19 protein-coding genes are annotated in these 18,162 nt (G+C 50.5%); 4 read left to right on the top strand and 15 right to left on the bottom strand.

Annotated elements, in window-relative coordinates:
• Nucleotides 1-39: 39 nt before the first annotated feature.
• Nucleotides 40-1,020 carry a BtrH N-terminal domain-containing protein gene (locus tag AC27KL_RS14970; protein WP_487170193.1) on the bottom strand — a complete coding sequence of 327 codons (981 nt, stop codon included), beginning with the start codon at nt 1,018-1,020 and terminating at the stop codon, nt 40-42.
• Nucleotide 1,021: 1 nt separating this feature from the next.
• Nucleotides 1,022-1,576 carry a PadR family transcriptional regulator gene (locus AC27KL_RS14965; protein ID WP_487170192.1) on the bottom strand — a complete coding sequence of 185 codons (555 nt, stop codon included), beginning with the start codon at nt 1,574-1,576 and terminating at the stop codon, nt 1,022-1,024.
• Nucleotides 1,577-1,812: 236 nt separating this feature from the next.
• Between AC27KL_RS14965 and AC27KL_RS14960 the strand changes: the two genes are divergently transcribed.
• Nucleotides 1,813-2,559, top strand: a complete 747-nt coding sequence (locus AC27KL_RS14960) for a cyclase family protein (RefSeq protein WP_487170191.1) — start codon at nt 1,813-1,815, stop codon at nt 2,557-2,559.
• A gap of 141 nt (nt 2,560-2,700) precedes the next feature.
• Here the strand turns inward: AC27KL_RS14960 and AC27KL_RS14955 are convergent, their stop codons facing one another.
• The 4 genes from AC27KL_RS14955 to AC27KL_RS14940 all read right to left on the bottom strand — a co-directional run bounded on the left by AC27KL_RS14955 (nt 2,701) and on the right by AC27KL_RS14940 (nt 6,252).
• Entirely contained in the window at nt 2,701-4,137 is a 1,437-nt protein-coding gene (locus AC27KL_RS14955) for a hypothetical protein (protein ID WP_487170190.1), read from the bottom strand.
• A gap of 20 nt (nt 4,138-4,157) precedes the next feature.
• The gene (locus tag AC27KL_RS14950) at nt 4,158-4,652 is read right to left on the bottom strand and encodes a sigma-70 family RNA polymerase sigma factor (RefSeq protein WP_339324907.1); all 495 of its coding nucleotides are present in this window, start codon (nt 4,650-4,652) and stop codon (nt 4,158-4,160) included.
• 209 nt (nt 4,653-4,861) lie between these two features.
• Complete coding sequence (locus AC27KL_RS14945; protein ID WP_487170189.1) at nt 4,862-5,869, bottom strand: phosphotransferase family protein; 1,008 nt, start codon at nt 5,867-5,869, stop codon at nt 4,862-4,864.
• 44 nt (nt 5,870-5,913) lie between these two features.
• Nucleotides 5,914-6,252: a winged helix-turn-helix transcriptional regulator gene (locus AC27KL_RS14940; protein ID WP_487170188.1), complete on the bottom strand. Its 339-nt coding sequence runs from the start codon at nt 6,250-6,252 to the stop codon at nt 5,914-5,916.
• A gap of 142 nt (nt 6,253-6,394) precedes the next feature.
• Here AC27KL_RS14940 and AC27KL_RS14935 point away from each other — a divergent pair, with 142 nt between their 5' ends.
• Entirely contained in the window at nt 6,395-7,240 is an 846-nt protein-coding gene (locus AC27KL_RS14935; RefSeq protein WP_487170187.1) for an NmrA/HSCARG family protein, read from the top strand.
• Between the two features lie 10 nt (nt 7,241-7,250).
• Here AC27KL_RS14935 and AC27KL_RS14930 read toward each other — a convergent pair whose 3' ends face one another.
• From AC27KL_RS14930 to AC27KL_RS14910, 5 genes are all read right to left on the bottom strand, one after another.
• Nucleotides 7,251-8,393: a hypothetical protein gene (locus tag AC27KL_RS14930; RefSeq protein WP_487170186.1), complete on the bottom strand. Its 1,143-nt coding sequence runs from the start codon at nt 8,391-8,393 to the stop codon at nt 7,251-7,253.
• A 117-nt stretch (nt 8,394-8,510) separates the two neighbouring features.
• On the bottom strand, nt 8,511-8,900 hold the full coding sequence (locus tag AC27KL_RS14925; protein WP_036709690.1) for a RidA family protein: 390 nt from the start codon (nt 8,898-8,900) through the stop codon (nt 8,511-8,513).
• Between the two features lie 472 nt (nt 8,901-9,372).
• Entirely contained in the window at nt 9,373-10,347 is a 975-nt protein-coding gene (gene glpX, locus AC27KL_RS14920; protein WP_487170185.1) for a class II fructose-bisphosphatase, read from the bottom strand.
• Between the two features lie 57 nt (nt 10,348-10,404).
• On the bottom strand, nt 10,405-11,208 hold the full coding sequence (locus AC27KL_RS14915; protein ID WP_487170184.1) for a pyruvate, water dikinase regulatory protein: 804 nt from the start codon (nt 11,206-11,208) through the stop codon (nt 10,405-10,407).
• Nucleotides 11,209-11,221: 13 nt separating this feature from the next.
• Nucleotides 11,222-11,833: a helix-turn-helix transcriptional regulator gene (locus tag AC27KL_RS14910; RefSeq protein ID WP_339325143.1), complete on the bottom strand. Its 612-nt coding sequence runs from the start codon at nt 11,831-11,833 to the stop codon at nt 11,222-11,224.
• A 372-nt stretch (nt 11,834-12,205) separates the two neighbouring features.
• Between AC27KL_RS14910 and AC27KL_RS14905 the strand changes: the two genes are divergently transcribed.
• The gene (locus tag AC27KL_RS14905; protein WP_036709694.1) at nt 12,206-12,439 is read left to right on the top strand and encodes a hypothetical protein; all 234 of its coding nucleotides are present in this window, start codon (nt 12,206-12,208) and stop codon (nt 12,437-12,439) included.
• Between the two features lie 19 nt (nt 12,440-12,458).
• Nucleotides 12,459-12,776: a hypothetical protein gene (locus AC27KL_RS14900; RefSeq protein ID WP_212949585.1), complete on the top strand. Its 318-nt coding sequence runs from the start codon at nt 12,459-12,461 to the stop codon at nt 12,774-12,776.
• A gap of 131 nt (nt 12,777-12,907) precedes the next feature.
• Here AC27KL_RS14900 and AC27KL_RS14895 read toward each other — a convergent pair whose 3' ends face one another.
• The 4 genes from AC27KL_RS14895 to AC27KL_RS14880 all read right to left on the bottom strand — a co-directional run bounded on the left by AC27KL_RS14895 (nt 12,908) and on the right by AC27KL_RS14880 (nt 17,810).
• A complete protein-coding gene (locus AC27KL_RS14895; protein WP_339324916.1) occupies nt 12,908-14,179 on the bottom strand; it encodes a Gfo/Idh/MocA family protein in 1,272 nt (423 codons plus the stop codon).
• 103 nt (nt 14,180-14,282) lie between these two features.
• Nucleotides 14,283-15,905, bottom strand: coding sequence for an extracellular solute-binding protein (locus AC27KL_RS14890; protein ID WP_487170183.1), 1,623 nt, complete (start codon nt 15,903-15,905; stop codon nt 14,283-14,285).
• 45 nt (nt 15,906-15,950) lie between these two features.
• A complete protein-coding gene (locus AC27KL_RS14885) occupies nt 15,951-16,835 on the bottom strand; it encodes a carbohydrate ABC transporter permease (protein WP_487170182.1) in 885 nt (294 codons plus the stop codon).
• Between the two features lie 12 nt (nt 16,836-16,847).
• Nucleotides 16,848-17,810, bottom strand: coding sequence for an ABC transporter permease (locus AC27KL_RS14880; RefSeq protein ID WP_212949592.1), 963 nt, complete (start codon nt 17,808-17,810; stop codon nt 16,848-16,850).
• Between the last annotated feature and the right edge of the window lie 352 nt (nt 17,811-18,162).

Here is an 18,162-nt window from a genome sequence, read left to right as displayed (position 1 = left end):
GGCAAAGCACCGCTTTACCCCATATCCATTAGATCCTCGTTACAATAATAACTCCATGGCCGTCCGTTCTTGATCCGCGATCTCAAGCAAAAGCCTTGAAGCCTGCTCTAAGTTGTGGAAGCTTCCTGTTTTTCCCGCATCGTCGATCAGGGATGAAATTGCGGTCCACATGGGAGCGATACGCTCAAACATCAAATAGGCTTGTTTGATGTTGGAATCCTCCAACAGCTCCGCGCTTTCGTTCAGAAAATCCCGATACAAGTTTCGGAAAAGCGCCCCTCCGGTACCGCCCCTTTCCATCAGCAAGGCAGTCAGGCACAGGTCATGCTCAAAATTTTTGCTTCGGGAGGGCCATTTCAAGATTTCTTTGCTCATTTTGAGTATGCCTTTATGGCCTGCGTTTTGGATGGGCGGATTCAAAAAGTCATGCGCATTTTGGGATAAAGCGGAACGAACGGCGGGTTTCAACGGCGGAAGATCGCCCACGGATTCGATGGTAAAGGAAAGATTCCGGGAACTCATGGGCCCCTTGGCATTCCTCGCCATGGCCAGCCGGTCCAAACGCGTCTTCAATCGTCCCCCTTGCTGCCGCGTGTCCGCCATATAAGCGTACTCTTCATCCATCCCGTAAATCACCGCATAATGGCCTGCAAAATGTACTTTGTTCGTAAAATAATCCAAGTAATAGGAATCCAGTTTAAGCCCTACCGGAATCCCGCGTTCCAGGCAGCTCTGCACGTTTTTCCGCGCTTTTTCGATCGAACTTGTTTCTTGGACGCGATGAGTCAAATTCAGCCGGGATGCGATCCGCGCAGACAATCGGTCCGTTTTGACCCTTCCCCCGATAAAAGGAAAATCCATGTTTTTCGAATCCCAATAAATAAAACCTAACCCTTCCCCAAGCCCGAACAACATCGGTTCCGACAGCCGGATGCCTGCAAATTGAAGCAAATTGCCCATAGCCGTCGTTTCGCAATGCTCGCCTTCATACGGAACGAAACCTTGGATGATATGAGACATACTATTTCCTCACCTCCGACAATTCATGGATTAGTTCAAGCACAAATGCCCGTTCGCTTTCGATGAGGCTCAGCGGGTGACGGAACAGGGACCTTGCGTGAATCGGCAGCCGAGCGCCGCCTTGCGATTCAAAGGTTCGTTTAATGGCTTGAGCAGCCTCATCTAGAACATCCAGCCGCTTCCGCAGAGCTTCGACAGCTTCGTTATCCTCGATGAATGGCAACGCCGCCAGTCCGAGATCAAATCGCTGATCCCGCTCCCGCGACGTGGATAGGCTGGTAAAGATTTCGTTTCGCAGCGCGGCCTTTCCGCTTTCCGTTATCGCAAATCGCGTCGGCATCGGGCCTTTTCCGGATTTTTCGCCCACGGGTTCCGACTCGACCAGTTCTTTTTCGTTCAATTTTTTCAGTCCCGCATACACCGAAGTCGTGCCTATATTGGCCCACTGCCGATAACCGCGCTGATCGATTAATTTGTTGATATCGTATCCCGAAGCTTGATCCAATTCAGCAATCATTTGGAGCAGCATAAATTCTACATTGGATAAGTTCATCACGGAGCTCACTCGTTTCATCAATATTTCACACATATAATATAACAGTGGTGTAATATAAAATCAACCAAAGATGGAATCTCTTTAATCCTGGTTGATCTCCATGCCGAATCCAAAGGATTCCTTGTGGTTATTTACATGCCGCTGCATCAAAAGTATGATATTAGACAACAAGCCAAAACATCGCCAGCAAGTACATAAGCTTGATAGAAAAGGCTCCAATAGAATGAGGTGGTTTAATGTCAAACGATGTCATCCGAGCGCTGCAGCTGCTCAAAGAAAAACAATGGGTGGATCTTACGCACACGTTCGGCCCGGATTCGCCCCATTTTTCGGCGTTTGCCGATGCGCAATTTACGACGTTGTTTCAGCATGATGACGGATTTTTTGCCCAAAGCTTTACGTTCCCCGGGCAGTACGGCACCCATTTGGATGCTCCGATCCACTTTGTCCGGAATACCCGTTATCTGGAAGAGCTTGATTTGAAGGAACTGGTTCTCCCCCTCGTCGTGATCGACAAATCCAAAGAAGCTGAAGCCAACCATGATTTCGCGCTGGGCGTGGAGGACGTTCTGCAATTTGAAGCGGAGCATGGAATGATTGAGGAAGGTTCCTTCGTCGCTTTGCGCACCGACTGGAGCAAACGTTGGCCCGACAAGGTTGCCTTCGATAACAAGGACGCGGACGGGAACAGCCATGCACCGGGATGGTCGCTCCCCGCTCTTGAGTTTTTGTTCCAGGAACGAAAAATCAAAGCAATTGGGCATGAAACGTTCGACACGGACGCAAGCGTCGATTACCAAAAAAACGGCGCCCTGTTGGCCGAATACTACGTACTCGAACAAGACGCCTATCAAGTCGAACTGATGAAAAATTTGGACAAGATACCTGCCAAAGGAGCCGTTATTTTCAACATCGTGCCTAAGCCGGAGAAGGCATCCGGATTTCCGGTGCGATCCTTCGCCATTTTGCCGTCAAGCTTATAACCGCTGTTGTATAGGCGTTCCACTTTCGCCCACATCATACAAAACCAAAAACGGCAATTACATCATGGCAGGTCCATGAATAAAAAAGCAAGCCAAGAATCCTTACGGGGCTCCTCAGCTTGCTTTTTTCGGCTTCATGGTTTATCGATTCGATTTTTTCGAAACCAGTTCGACCGATTGCGATTCCATGATGGGATTCCAGTACTGTTTGATGCCGATCGTCAGCGGCTGCGGGTAGTCAAGAGCTTCTTTTCCGAAATTATAGGGATTATAATCTTCGGTCGAATCATCCGGATTTCTCGACACGATATGTCCACTCTGCGTAATGTTTTCCGGCGACAGCCTTTTATGCTTGACGCCTTCGGCATCCGTGAAGCTGTCCTCCAGCCATAAGCCGAAGCTTTCCGCAGCCTGAGCTTTTTCAAGCTTAAAATGGAACAAAATCTCTCCCGCTCCCGCCGGCCCCTCCGGCTCGATGATTTGGATATGATCGTCCGGCGCCTCAATGATCTCCTTTTTGTTCAAATCGACGACGATTTTCATCTTGTCTTTATCCAATGCCGCAACACCGGCAACCTTCAGCTCCGTACGGTCCAGTTGGTCAAACGTGTTGGTTTTAAACACGAGCGTCACTTTCGTTTCGTCGGAAAACATTGTATCCGGATAATACACTTTCTGAATCTTGTCTCCGCTTCTTCCGATTAAGACCGGATTCAGCAGTTTAAAAATCTGCTTGCCGTTGCTGCGATCATATTCCAGATCCACATAGGTGTTCAGCGGCGTAAACTGCACCTGGCGCACGTTGATTTTTTGCCCGTCGACGATCAGCGTGCTGCCTGGATGGTAGACACGTTCCTCGTTTTTGAACATGTTCGGTTCGAGCGGAATCGTAAATTTCAATTGATCCCGGTATTCATTGGTTGTGGAATCCCAAATTTTAACGGCTAATGTGGCGTCTCCTTTATACGACGCGGATGGGACGAGGTTTGCCGTGTAAACATAATAGCCTGTTTGTCCTGGGGACAGCTGGTTGCTGCTCATGGCATGTTTCGACCCCGCCCGAAAGTTCGATACTTCGACTCCCCCAAAATCAAGCGAATCCACTAAGGGATGGGCAGTATGGTCCGTAAGATTTTGCGCGCTGTACATGATGTATGCTTTTCGTCCATCCGTAAAAGCGCCTGCAATATCGATGCGGAAGCCGTTTTTCTCCACGCTTTGATCGATCCGCTTCACGAGCCCTTGGTCCAACGCGGCGGCAATGCCTTGGTCTTGAGCGGCAATCGGCCGGAACGATTCGAAATCTGCCGGTTGCGGGCTGCTTGCCGTTTGAACCAGTTCGTATGGTTTTTCCTTTGGCGCTTCCCCCAGCGATGAAATAGTGATCATGATGGCTGCCGCTCCAACGGCGATGGCCCCGATTCCGTAAAATAACTTTCGTCTTCGCATTTCCCGGTTCCTCCCTTGCATTATGCCGCGGCGTACCGCAGTGGAAAGCATCATCTCGGGAAGGTCATGGACTTTTGTGTTCACGTCGTCCGAGTCCTGTGCCAGAATGCGCTGTTCTTTTTCCAACATGTACGATTCGCCTCCTGTCCTTACAAATATTTACGAAGCTGTTTTAATCCTTCGCGAAGCCAGCTTTTGACCGTGCCCTCGGGCTTTTGCAGCACTTTGGCGATATCGGCTGTCGTCATGTCCTGATAATATTTCAGCATTACGACATGGCGGTACTTCTTTTTCAATTTGGCCATCGCCCGCTCCAGGTCGATCTTGTCGCTGCTTTTCATTTCCTGAACAGCTTCCTCTTTGAACGTATCCGTTGGCACAACGCGTTTTTTGCGGCGAAGCTCGTCCATGCAGCAGTTGATCGTGATCCGAATGAGCCACGGGACAAAGGCCTGCTCGTTTTTAAGCTTTTTGCGTTTCATCCAAGCCCGGCATGCCGCCTCCTGCACGATTTCCAGCGCGTCCGCCTCATTGCGCATATAACTGAAGGCAATCGAATACAATTTACGCTGCTCGCCGGCTATAGCTATGAAAAAAGCTTCTTCGTCCATCACGTCCAAGCTTGCGGCATTCGCTTTTCTCATCGTGTTTTCCACCCACAACCGCCCCCCTTCTCTATTTTTCGGTTTGCGATGGAAGCCTTCCAAACTCGTTTCACATATGTAAGACGATGCAACTCGAAAAAACGATTAAAATTTATTTTTCAAATGGTTTCCGCTTGAATTTCTAAAAACGCAGCAAAACAGCCCAAACGAATGAATCGATCAGGCTGTTTGTGAGAGAAGGGACATATTCAGTTGATGTCCGCAGCAAACTGGACAAAACGATTCGCCCATTCCGAAAACGAAAGCCGTTTGTCCCAGGTTACGCTTTGGGTGGCGTATGCACATCCCCAATCCAGCACTCGTTGATGAAGCAAATGCACCTTCAGTCTTTGAATCTCGGCTTCACCGGCATTCGTCAGCCCCATATATTCCATAATGAACCGTTTAGCCAGTTTTTCCTGACCTAGATCAAGGTAATGAAGGGTTATTTTAGATAAATCGGCGATGCTGTCCCCGAAATAGGAGGTGGTAAAATCGATGACGCCGCTTACCCGCCATTCGCCCCCATCATGCTCCATAAGAACATTCTCGGGCTTGAAATCCCCCATGACAAAAGACGGAATTTCCAAAGCATCAAATGAAGGTTTCGTGTCCTGCAGCACGTGATCAGCCCAGCGCTGATCTTCGGCACGGATATCGGAATATTTTTGGGCGTCATCCAGCCAAAACTTGATCGTGCTATAAAGCCATGACCCATAGGTATCTGCAAAAGGATGGATGCGCCGCAGCACGGGATCGAATTCACCGAAACTATCCGTTTTCCAGCGATGGAGTTGACTTAAAGTCTCGGCCAAACGTGAAGCGATCATCATCTGATCCGTTTCCGATAACCTGGCTTGAACAGCAGGATCATTAAAGTGTACGCCGGGAAGACGAGGCATGAGGGCATAGCTCCAGCCAAATATATCGCTTTGGTCATCGATGATGTACGGGACCGGCACGGGCACACGGCAGATTTCATGCAAGTGATCGACAAAAAACTTTTCCTCCGCCCATTGCCCTTCATAAATCGGATTGCCTTTAAGCACAAATTCTCCGGAAGTCGACGTAATAAACATCGTCTGCTGCATGACTCCTTCGGCGGTCCGCTCGAACGAAACAAGTTCGCCCAGATGAAACCGGTCAAGCATGTTCTGGATTTGACCTGCAGCGATGCTGCCTACTGGATTCGTTGAAAAAAATATCCGGGTAGTCACCCTGTTCCTCCTTCTCCCTGCACGGCCTTTGCATCTGCAAGGAATTATTCGCTTGCGCCGCTGCCCCATTTTTCGCCCCATCTCCGCATTTCGGAAACGATGGTTTTAAAGTCCCTTCCTTTATCGGTCAAGGAATATTCCACGGTCACGGGTACGGTGGGAAGCACGGTCCGCTTCACGATTTGATTTTCTTCCAAATGGCGCAGCGTATCCCGCAAAGATTTGGTGCTGATCTGCTTCAAAGATCTGCGCAGCTGGTTAAAACGCTGAACGTCATGGCAAAACAATTGACCCAGAACCAAAAAGGACCACTTCCCTCCCAACACCTCTATGGCCTGCTGGATGTTATAAAGACACTGTTCTTCTTCCGTATGGATGTCCATGCTTTTCTCCTATAAAAAAGATAGTAAGTTTACTTTCTGAAATTATATTTAAAAATATTGCCTTCTTTAAATCATATTTCATTGCCATTACACTATCAACAGCGGATTATCGCTAAGACACAATGTGCTAGGAGGAAAATGAATGTCTTCACCAGTGATTTTGGTCATGGGGGCCACGGGACAACAAGGAGGCGCGGTGGCCCGACAGTTGGCGGCAAACGGATGGAAGGTTCGGGCATTGGTGCGGGATCCCAAGCACCCGGCTTCGGAATCGCTCACGAAGCTGGGGATCGAAACCGTAAAAGGGGATTTGGATGAACCGGATACATTGGTAAAAGCCATGGACGGCGTCTATGGGGTTTTCAGCGTTCAAGCGCTGGATTTGGACCATCCCGAAAAGGAAGAACTTCAGGGGAAACGCGTAGCCGAATGCGCCAAGGCAGCGGGAGTATCGCATTTGGTTTACAGCTCGGCCGCAGGAGCCGATCGGAATACCGGGATCACCTCGTTTGAAAACAAGGGAAGAATTGAGCGGTATATCCGTCAGCTGCAGTTGCCGGCAACGATCCTTCGCCCGGTGATGTTCATGGAAAACTTTAAATTTACGCTCCAAAAGGCAGATGGCCAAATTCTTCTTCCTTATAAAGGGGAACCAGATACTAAAGTGCAAATGATTGCCGTTCAAGATATCGGCAGATTTGCGCGGAAAGCTTTCGAGCAGCCGGATCAATTTATCGGACAATCGCTCGAAATCGCCGGCGACGAACTGACGGTCCGACAGCTTGCTGAGTGTATAAGCCGTTTTTTCGGCGTCGCTGCGGTTTATCCGCTATCGGCTCCTGAACCGAAACATGAACATGACGGAATCAAAGCAACCCAATTTTTTATCAGGGAAGGTTACAAGACGGATCTGGAATATCTCCGTCAGCTCCATCCCGAGCTCTTAAGATTTGCAGATTGGCTGCCGCAATCGAACATATCCTTTTGAATTCGCCCGTTCATCCACCGGCTGTCTCATCAACGGAGTCGTCGGTGGCTCCCCCAAGAAACTCCTCGAACTCCTTCAACGTATCAAATCGGTTGATCACGACCCCTTCGTTCGTCAAGCAGGCGGCGAATGCGGTTTCCAGTCGCTCGACGGCCGCTAGAAGCGGGGTTAAGTCGTGCGGATCAAGCAGAGCGGCAAGATTCGGCAACCCTATGCTTTTGTAGAGTTCCTGATAATGCCGGGCAGCATCGGCAATTCCGGGCCAGCGCCCTTTTTCCGCATAAAAAAGAAACCGGGATATCTCATCCTGCACGCCGATGGACCAAAAAAATGCCGTATCATAATCATTTCTTTCGCAAGCGGTTTTCAGTTTATCGAAAATCCCTTTGAACTCTTCATATATGCCTTTTACTCGTTCCGGATAAGACGGTCCGTCGGTATATGACTCTTTTTCCTGGTTCAAAATTTGCATTATACCCTTCAGAAGCCGATCGCATGCGCCATGAATTTTCTCATAGGAGTCGGAACGCATGATTGCTTTCATATCTTCATCAAAGTGAGGAGGTTTAATCTGAAACTCCCTGATTTGGTTCGTGTTTTTGCCCCAACCCTTCGCAAGGTACGTCCGGTTGATGGCCGCAAGCGCGTAAATGGCATTCGTCAAAATGCCGTGCGATTCGGTGCGGATGGAATCAAGTCCTTCCGAGGCGCAGGACCGGTTCAGGTTATACCAATGAATAAGAGCGTCACGAATATAGGTTTCGCTCTGTTCCGCCAATTTCAGCCCGTGCCGGGGCATCGTGCGGATCTTGTCCTTTAAATCGTTAAACCGGATCAAATCTTCATCCGATCGGCAGTATAACAGCTTGCTGTCGGCGATAATCGACGTATTCGGTTCTTGGTATGCAGCCATCCTTTCGGCGCGATCCCAGCTGATCGGCCAAAAATCGAAGCCGATGTCACGCAAAATAAATTGAATGCTTGCTTGATATCCGGCCGGCGTAGCAGGGATGAAAAAGAAATCCAGATCGGATCTTGCAGTCGCGGCACCTTGCGCATATGATCCGTAATACGCGACGATTGCAATGTCTTCCGGAAAATTCCGCCTGATATGATGGATTAGCGCTTCGGCCACATCCATTACGTTAAGCATGATATCCCCCCCTTTTTATGCCCATAAAGCCATCATACCAAAAAATCCCTATGAAAATTGGGGGGGAAATTAAATATAAAAAAAGCAGCCCATTTTCATGAGCTGCTTGTTGGCCTTTTACGGAATCATGGCGATGACTTCGATTTCCACGAGTCCGTCCTTCGGCAATTTGGCGACCTGTACCGCGCTGCGGGCCGGGAACGGCTGCGCGAAATAGCTTGCATAAATTTCGTTCACTTTCGCAAAATCGTTCATGTCGTTCAGGAAAACCGTCGTTTTGACCACATGGGACAAATCCGTGCCTGCCGCTTCCAGAATCGCTTTCGCGTTTTTCAAGGATTGATGGGTTTGCTCTTCGACCGTTGCCGGCATTTCGCCTGTCGCGGGATCGATGCCAAGTTGTCCGGAAGCAAACAGCAGGTTCCCCATGCGAACGGCCTGCGAATATGGACCGATCGCTCCGGGGGCATTTGAGGTTGCGATGGGTTGAATCGTTGGTTGTGTCATAATCATGGCTCCTTAGTCCGTATTGTAGTGAAATCAGGCTTGAATGAAATATTGTTCGACCGAGGCGATAACGCGTACGCACCATACATGCCGCTTCAATGGCTGAAAAAAAGGAACTCGCGCGGCGTTAACAGCGGAACAAAGGTCAACAACTTGTCATTTATAATAATATTTTATTATTATGATATGAAATTATCAAGTATCATTTGTACCATTTTAAAGCAGCTTCATGCCGATTTTATTCCTTAAGAGCTGTTTTACAGGAATTTGCGGAAGGCGGAGGCCGCCCGTCGCCCTGCCGGCGGGAGAATAGGCTGACATGCTTCGCAGAATAGCGTTTCGGACGAGATCAGATTAGCGCCGTACGGCGTCGCCGTTCTTCGGGAAAACATATATAAACCTAAAAAAACAAACCTGGAAGGATATGGGGTACCACTCCCGGGTTTGTTTTCTATGTTATATGATCCATTATTTATATTGCGGCATGCGTGAAAATTTCCCTGGTTAAAGGCAGCTTATGGATCGTGCGCAGGAAGCTGACCATCTGGCTTCCCGAATGCATGATGACGGAATGGGTCTCGGCTTTTTGATTCGGCATGTAGCGAACACCGCTCAGGAAGTCTCCCCCCGTAATGCCGGTAGCAACGAAAATGACGTGATCCGTGCCGACCAGGTCATCCATGCCAAGCAGCTGCCGCGGATCGGCCAATCCCATTTTTTGCACGCGCTCGGTTTCATCGGGACCGTCCGGCAGCAGCCGGCCTTGCATTTCCCCTCCCAAGCTTTTCAGCGCCGCTGCCGCCAGCACGCCTTCGGGGGCGCCTCCGGAACCGATATACATATCCACTTCGCTGTCGGTGGCGGCTTCGATCGCGCCCATCACGTCCCCGTGCTTCAACAGCTTGATGCGTACTCCCGCTTTCCGGAGCGCGCCGATCAAATCCCGGTGACGCTCGCGATCAAGAATCGAAACGGTCATCTCGGACATGGATTTGTTTAACGCTGCGGATGCTTTTTTCAGCGTCGTTTCGATCGGATCGTTTAACGAAAGATGACCTGCCAGCTGCGGGCCTACCGCCAATTTTTCCATATAAATGTCCGGTGCGTGCAGCAGATTGCCTTCCGGGGCCGCGGCAAGGACCGAGATCGCGTCATTCAAACCGTTTGCGACCGTTTCGGTCCCTTCGATCGGATCGACCGCGATGTCGATTTTCGGTCCCCGCCGGTTCCCAACCGTTTCACCGATGTACAACATGGGGGCTTCGTCCATTTCGCCTTCTCCGATGACGACGGTGCCATCAATAGCCACGGAGTTCAGATGGCTCCGGATCGCCGTGGTGGCGGCCTCATCGGCGCTGTTTTTGTCTCCTCTACCTGTCCAGCGGGCAGCCTCGAGCGCGGCTTTTTCGGTGATGCGAACGAGCTCCAAAGCTATTTGATGTTCCATTTTGTTTTCCCTCCATCATCCATTTTTCGTGTTTGCGAACATTTTTAGTATCTTAAATTAAAAATATTGCATAATAAGCCCTGCCGTCTCCTCGATCGCTTTATCCGTAACGTCGATGACCGGGCACCCTAATGTGTCGAACAGCGAATGCGCGTATTTCAGTTCGGCTTGAACGCGTTCCAGGGATGCATAATGGGCTTCCAGCGGAAGGCCAAGCGATTTGAGCCGCTCGGAGCGGATTTTGACCAGCTGCTCCGCATCGATGGTTAACCCGAAAATTTTGCCGTTTGTGACCTCGCGCAACTGCGCCGGAGGAGTCAATTCCGGAACGACGGGATAATTGACGACCTTTTTTCCTTTATGGGCCAAAAAAATCGACAGCGGCGTCTTCGAAACCCGGGATATGCCCAGCAGAATAATGTCGGCTTTCAGGATCGCTCCGACATCTTTGCCGTCATCGTTGTTGACCGCGAACTCCACGGCTTCGATGCGGCGGAAATAATCTTCGTCCAACCGGTGAAGGAGCCCGGGAAGCCGTTTCGGCGTATCGTTGAACGTATCGATCACAGCCTGCATCATCGGCCCCATAATATCGACGGTACGGACATTGAGCCGAATCGATTCCTCCTTGATGGCTTCTCTAAGCTCCGGCTGAACGATCGTGTAAATGACGAGTCCTCCGCGCTCGGCCACATTCTCCATCAACCGGGTGATTTCATCTTCATGCCGTACATTCATGATTCGTTTGATTTCCGTGTTGGCCAGCTCAAACTGCCGAAGGGTGGCCATCGCCACCGCCTCAGCGGTTTCCCCGATCGCATCCGAGCATATGGCTATAACACGGGTTGACGCCTGTTTCATCCCATTCCTCCCATTATTCCGGTGCTAATGTCTCAAGCATCTTTCGTATGATATTCGTTTTGGAAATCCGTCCAACCACGTGAACCTCTCCGTCGATGCCGGACTCCGCCGGAACGACGACCGGCAGGCTGTCGATCTGATGCGCAATGATTTTGCGCGCGGCGTCAAGAACGGTATCTTCCGGAGATACGGTGACCACATTGGCTCTCCGGGTCATGATAAAGCTGACGGGCATGGCGGCCGCTGCGGCATTGCCGAGCGTTACCTTAAGCATATCTTTACGGGAGACGATGCCTACAAGCTTGCCGTCCTCGTCGGTGACGATGAGGTGACCCACATTTTCGAGAAACAGCGTTACCGCCGCATCGTGTATGGTCGTCGTTTCCCTGACGATAACCGGAACGCCGTGAATATCGCCAACTTTCAAATCCAAGAGCGAGGCCTTGTTTTCTTCGGCCGCCGTTTTTTTCGTTCCCGGAAAATACCCGACCTTCGGTTTGGCGGCGATATAATCGAGACAGACCAGGATCGACAAATCCGAACGGATCGTAGGCCTGGTTAAATTGAGCATTTCGGCGATCTGCTCGCTTGTCACGGGCGCGTGTTTTTTTACGATATCGAGAATTTCCTGTTGCCGCGGGGTCAGTTTAATAATGGTTGCCTCCTCTCTCTGGCGATAAATGTCTGTTTGTATAATACGTCATATAAATAAAATAATCAATAATTAATACGTCCTAATTCGATTTCGGACACCCTGATTAGGTTATATATCATGCAAAATAGCAGAAGTTGAATGTCTGATTCATATTCAGATTCATATTCAGGATGTTTACCCGTTCGATGGTTCATGAATAATATTATCGATTAAGCACACCATAATAACACATTCTTGGCAGTAAACTTCCGCTTATTCTGCCGCAATTCGAAACGATCACCTTCGTTTTGCATACGCATTCCGATATAATGTTCCAATGCCGAAAGGGGAGAAAGGAATCCGATGATGTACACCGTGCTGGCCGTACTGGCCGTCATCGTCTGCGCAGTTTCGTTATATATGTCCATCTCCATCATGCGCAAACAACAACACCATGAACGGGATCACATCCATCCCACGATTGCCAGGCACCCGCTGCTTGCCAATCCCATTGTCATCTTATATTTGGCCGTCCCCGTGCTGATCGTCTTAGGCGCGTTAGTCTGGTGGTATTTTGAGATCAAGGGCTTAACTTAATTCGTCAGGAGTGTTTGATGTGGACAAAAGAAAATATTACGTATCGGTACAATCCCGGACGATCATGGAATCCCAAGGGGACTCTTCCTATGAATTCGTCATCGAAGCGACGCCGGAGGAAATTACGGAGCTTCGCGGACTTTTCGATTCCATGAGCCACTTCGACATGGAAACCTACTACCGCATGCATTATCCGGGCATCCCCGAGCATTATGACCGCGATAACGATTATTTCGAGCGCGACCTGAAGGATATTTATCAACTGCTGCATCGTCTGGGGACGCAGGAAACCAAAAACCATATTGCGTCGATGAACGTGCTCGAAGAACGGCTTTAACCCGAGAAACCGCATGATGTAAAAGACAGCCCGCCGATGGCTTCAGACATGCAAAAAAAGCTCTGCTTTCGTTCCCGGATCGGGAAGAAAACAGAGCTTTTTGATGTCCTATTTCATGAATTAGGACGTCCTTATGAATTGGAGTCGACGCCCGCCGGCTGCCATTTCTGCATAAAATCGTTCAGTTCGATCACCTGTCCGCCGTTCAAACGGGATTCTTCCGCGGCAAAAGCGATCATATGGCTGCGGACGGAAACGGATGCCGACGTTAATCCTTCCTTGCTGCCCGCATTCCGAACCTGATCGATGAAGCTCCGCACGATGCCGCTGTCGCCGCCGCCATGTCCGCTCGTTTGCACCGGAATTTCGATGGTCGTCTTTTGATGGGTAAGAAAATCGTACAACGTGATTTTGTCTTCTTCCCCGCGCAGCTCGCCTTGCGTGCCCATGATTTGAATGCGCCGTTCCTGCTCGAACGTGAATCCGCACATGCTGAACATCGCCGTGGCGCCGCCTTCAAACTCCAAATTGACGACCTGGTGATCGACGACGTTGTTGTCGCTTCGGAACACGCAGCGGCCGTAGTCCGTTTCCTGCAACCCTTTAACGATGCTTTCCCTCGTCAGTTCCGGCGTAAAATGCCTTGCCCACCCGCGGAATTCGTCGCTTAAATAAAACCGCGGCGCGGAGTAAGCGCAGTTGGGTTCGACGGAACAGGTCAAGCAGCGGTCGGCCGATCCTTCCGGGGCGCTGCCTTCATGGAAATACTTCAAGGAACCGAAGGAGCTGACCCGTACGCAAGGACGGTCCATAAGCCAAGAGAGAACGTCCATGTCATGGCATGATTTCTGCAGAATCATCGGGCTCGATTTATCGGAATTGTTCCAATTGCCCCGGACGAAGCTGTGGGCGATATGCCAATACCCGACGTTTTCGTTTAATTGGATGGAGACGATTTCCCCGATCCGCCCTTCGTCGATCACTTTTTTGATCGTGCTCCAAAACGGCGTGTAACGCAGCACGTGGCAGATCGTCAGCAAACGGCCTTGCTCGCTCGCCATTCGCTCCATATCCAAGCACTCCTCCGGCGAAGGCGACATCGGTTTTTCCAACAGAACGTGATACTTCTGTTTTAATGCTTGCATCGTAGGCCCATGATGCATCCGGTCCTGCGTGCAAATGATGGCGATGTCGGCCAAACGCGGCTCTTTCAGCAGCAGCTCCCATGATTCGTAACACCGCTCCGGCGGAATGCCGTGGGCTTCGGCGAATTTGGCCCTTCTTACCGGGTCGGCCTCGGCCACGGCAACGACGTCAAGCTCATGCGGATAATCCAATGCGTACCGGGCATACGCTCCTCCCCGTGCTCCCGCTCCAACCAATACGGCTGTCAGTTTGTTCATGTTTGTTCTCCCCTACCCTTGATATGATGGAAATCCTTACAGGGTGCCTTCGGTAGAATTCGAGACTCCTGCGTATACGGATTTGCTAACGTTGTTCTGTTTTTTATTTGGCGTAACGCTCGGATGCCGATTGATAAATCGCCACGTACCGGTCGACGCCCATTTTTTTCAATGCCGCGACATACTGATCCCAGTTATCGAACGACTCGTTGCCGGTAATGAATTTATCCCGCATTTCGTTGACGTAGGTTTCGATGTCCGTCTGAATCGTCGTCAGCTCGCTTTGCTCCTCCTGCGTGAAGTTGAACGGCGGCCAGACTTGATCTTGCGGCAGCACGTAGGGCTCGGCTTTTTTGGCGTTTTCGACCGAAGTCGGCAGGCCTTCCGCCCCTTTGAAAAACTTCTGTTTGACGAACCCGGGATAATATCCGCCCGGCCAGATCAAATATTGCCCTACCGCTTGGTCCAGGTTCAGCCCTTTCGGGTTGTTTTTGATTTCGTCCGTATAATCGACGTTGCCGTTTGCGTCTTCGGTATACGTTTCATCCTTCCAGCCCATGAAAAACAGCTTGATGCCCTCATCGCTGTAGAAATAGTCCATCCATCTCATCATGGCTTCCGGATGTTTCGCCTTGTCGGTCAGTACGAACATGCCGATGTTGCCGAGAGGCGAACCGTATGCGTTATACTGCCGGTCGCCATGAGGCCCCTTCAGAACGGACAGGCCGACATACCCTTTTTGGTTGTAGATCGCAACCGGATCAACACTATCGGATACGCCGAGAAGCCCTTGCATGCCTTTGGCATCGACCTCGGTGCTCTTGACCGAGACGATATCCTGTTCGAGCAGTCCGTCTTTATACAGCTTGTTCACGAACTGGAGCAGCTCTTTGTAACGGTCGTCGGTTGGAATAAACCGGATCTTACCGGTTTCCGGATCCGTGTCGACGTTGATGTTCGAGGTGCCGTGATTGTTGAGCCCGAAAGAGCCGCGCAAGTAATTGACGATGCCGGCCGTGCCGACCGCGCCCCAGGCAATTTCGTCCTTTTGGCCGTTGCCGTTCGGATCCTTGTCCTTAAACGCCTTCAGCATGGCGTAAAAATCGTCCAGCGTCTCCGGCTGCTTCAAGCCGAGCTTATCCAGCCACTCCTGCTTCACCCACGGCGTACCGTACAACACCGATTTGAACTCGGGGTCATAAATGGTCGGCAGCCCGTAAATGTTCCCGTCCGGCATCGTGATGCCCTTGGCGATGATCGGATATTTTTCCATGACGGCTTTGAAATTGGGGGCATATTTGTCGATCAGATCATTTAAAGGTATAAAAGCGCCCTGTTTGCCGTATTTCAGCAAATCCGATCTCGAAAACGCCGAAGCGTAAAACATTTCGGGATAGTCGTTGCCGGCGAGAAGCAAATTCCGCTTTTCCTTCAGCGTTTCGGTATGGACCGTCTCCCACTGGACGCGGATGTTCGTCTTTTGCTCGTAGTCCTTCCACAGCCTGATGTTGTTCCAATCCGCGTTCGCGAAAAATTTGGCGGCAAACCCTTTTACCGTGATGCTTTCATTGACGATCGGGAAGCCTGTCTGGTTGACTTGGGCCTCATCCGCGTCCTTGGCTTTTCCGCCGCCGGCATCTCCCGATTTGCCCGAGCTGCATCCCGCAAGCAACGCGACGGAAACCAGGCATGCGAGCAGCATGTTCCCCCTTTTGCTTCTGTTCATCTTATTCCTTCCTCCCTTTGCCTCAACTTTTATCCAATCAAGGGTTTACCCTTTGATGGCACCGATCATGACGCCTTTCACGAAATACCTTTGCAGGAACGGATACAGGATGAGCACCGGTATGTTGGCGACGACGAGCACGGCATATTTGATGCCTTCCACTTCGCGCTGCTGCTTGATCGCGGACTCGGTGGACATTTTGACCATGTCGCTCGTTTGGCCTTGAATAAGAATTTCGCGCAGAATCAGCTGGAGCGGGAATTTTTCCTTATCCGACAGATAGAGCAGCGCGCTAAAAAATGCGTTCCAGTGGCCGACGGCGTAAAACAGGATCATGACGGCGATGATCGGCATCGACAACGGCAAAATGATGCGGGTCAAAATCTGGATGTTCGAACACCCGTCGATCGTTGCCGCCTCCTGCAGCTCGTAAGGAATGGACTGCTGGAAGAAGGTGCGCATGATGATGATGTTCCAGATGGAAACGGCGTTCGGAATGACCATGACCCAAAAGGTGTTCAGCATGCCCAGGTCTTTAATCAGCAGGTAGGTCGGAATCAGTCCGCCGCCGAAAAACATCGTAAATACGAACAGCGCCATCACGGCGTTTTTGCCCACAAAATCTTTGCGCGAAAGCGGATAGGCCCCCAAAACGGTCATCACGAGATTGATCAAGGTCCCGATGGTGGTGTACAGCAGCGTGTTGGAGTAACCGGACAAAATGTCCTGATTCTGAAAAATTTTCGAATAAGAGTTCAGGTTGAAGCCCTTCGGCCACAGCAGCATTTCCCCGCGCAAAACGGTTTGCGGATCGCTGAAGGAGGCGCTGAGGACAAAAATGAGCGGGTACAGCACGATGACGGCAACCAGGCTAAGAATGACGTAAACGATCATATTGAATGCGCGGTCTCCGCGGGATTCCAATAACATGCCGTTTCCTCCTTACCATAGGCTTGTTTCGCCCATCCGTTTGGTTACCCAGTTCACGGTGATGAGCAGAATGAAGTTCACGACGGAATTAAACAATCCGATCGCTGCGGAGAAGCTGTATTCGGCGCCCTGAATCCCGGCCCGGTACACGTAGGTCGCGATGATGTCCGAGGTTTCCATGTTGAGGTTGTTTTGCATCAGGAGCACCTTTTCGAAGCCGATGCCCATGATGCTGCCGATGTTCAGGATGAGCAAAATGACGATCGTCGGACGGATGCCCGGCAAGTTGATATGCCAGATCCGCCGCAGCCTGCCGGCACCGTCGACGCGCGCCGCTTCATGCAGCTGGTGGTCGACGCCGGCGAGAGCCGCCAAATAAATGATCGAACTCCAGCCCATCGTTTGCCACACGTCCGACAGGACGTACAACGTTTTGAACCATCCGGGCTCCGCCATAAAATCGATCGGGCGTCCGCCGAAAGCGGTAATCAGATGGTTGACCATGCCGTAACGCGGAGACAGGAAAATCATCATCATGCCGACGACGACGACCGTGGATAAAAAATGCGGCGCGTAGGTAACGGTTTGCACGAATTTTTTGAATTTGGCCGATTTGGCTTCATTCATCAGCAGCGCGAGCAGGATCGGGATCGGAAAACCCAAGGCAAGGCTGTACAACCCGAGTCCCAACGTGTTTTTGATCAAGCGCCAGAAAAAGTAACTGTGGAAAAAACGCTCGAAATGCTCCGTTCCCACCCACGGACTGCCGGTGATTCCTTTCGTGGCGATAAAATCCTTGAACGCGATCTGGATGCCGTACATCGGCACGTAGTGAAATAAAACGTAATACGCGACGACCGGCAAAATGAGCAAATACAGCTGCCAGTTGCGCGCGATCCGGCTCCATTTCAGCCTGGGTTCCTTTTTCGTACCCGGTACCGCGCCTGTCACGGCAGACATTTTGGCGTTGGCCATATGGCTCCCCCCTTGGTATAGACTTGGATACGGCGGTCACATTCCGGGCGACAGTACGTTTAAGGCATTCATCATGTTCCTCCTTCCAACGTTAAGGCAGATGTAGTCGTGGAACCTGGATGCATTTGCTATGTAAAGGTTATAACAGCAAGGTTATCGAGTGCTTTTGGCGGATACAAAATCAAATTTGGATCATTTTTGGATTAATTCGAAGTAGTTCATCCGGAAAGACGAGTCTAACAAACAACACATATCTTCATGAAACAACCCTATTTTTAACCAAATGTAAGCGCAATCAATTATGTGTAAAAAAATATCCTCTGAACTCAAAGGAATACAAATTTGGATTTTT

It is taken from the genome of Paenibacillus sp. YAE3 (genome assembly GCF_057546105.1).
Note: the sequence above shows the minus strand (reverse complement) of the source record. Positions and strands in the feature narration are given on the sequence as shown.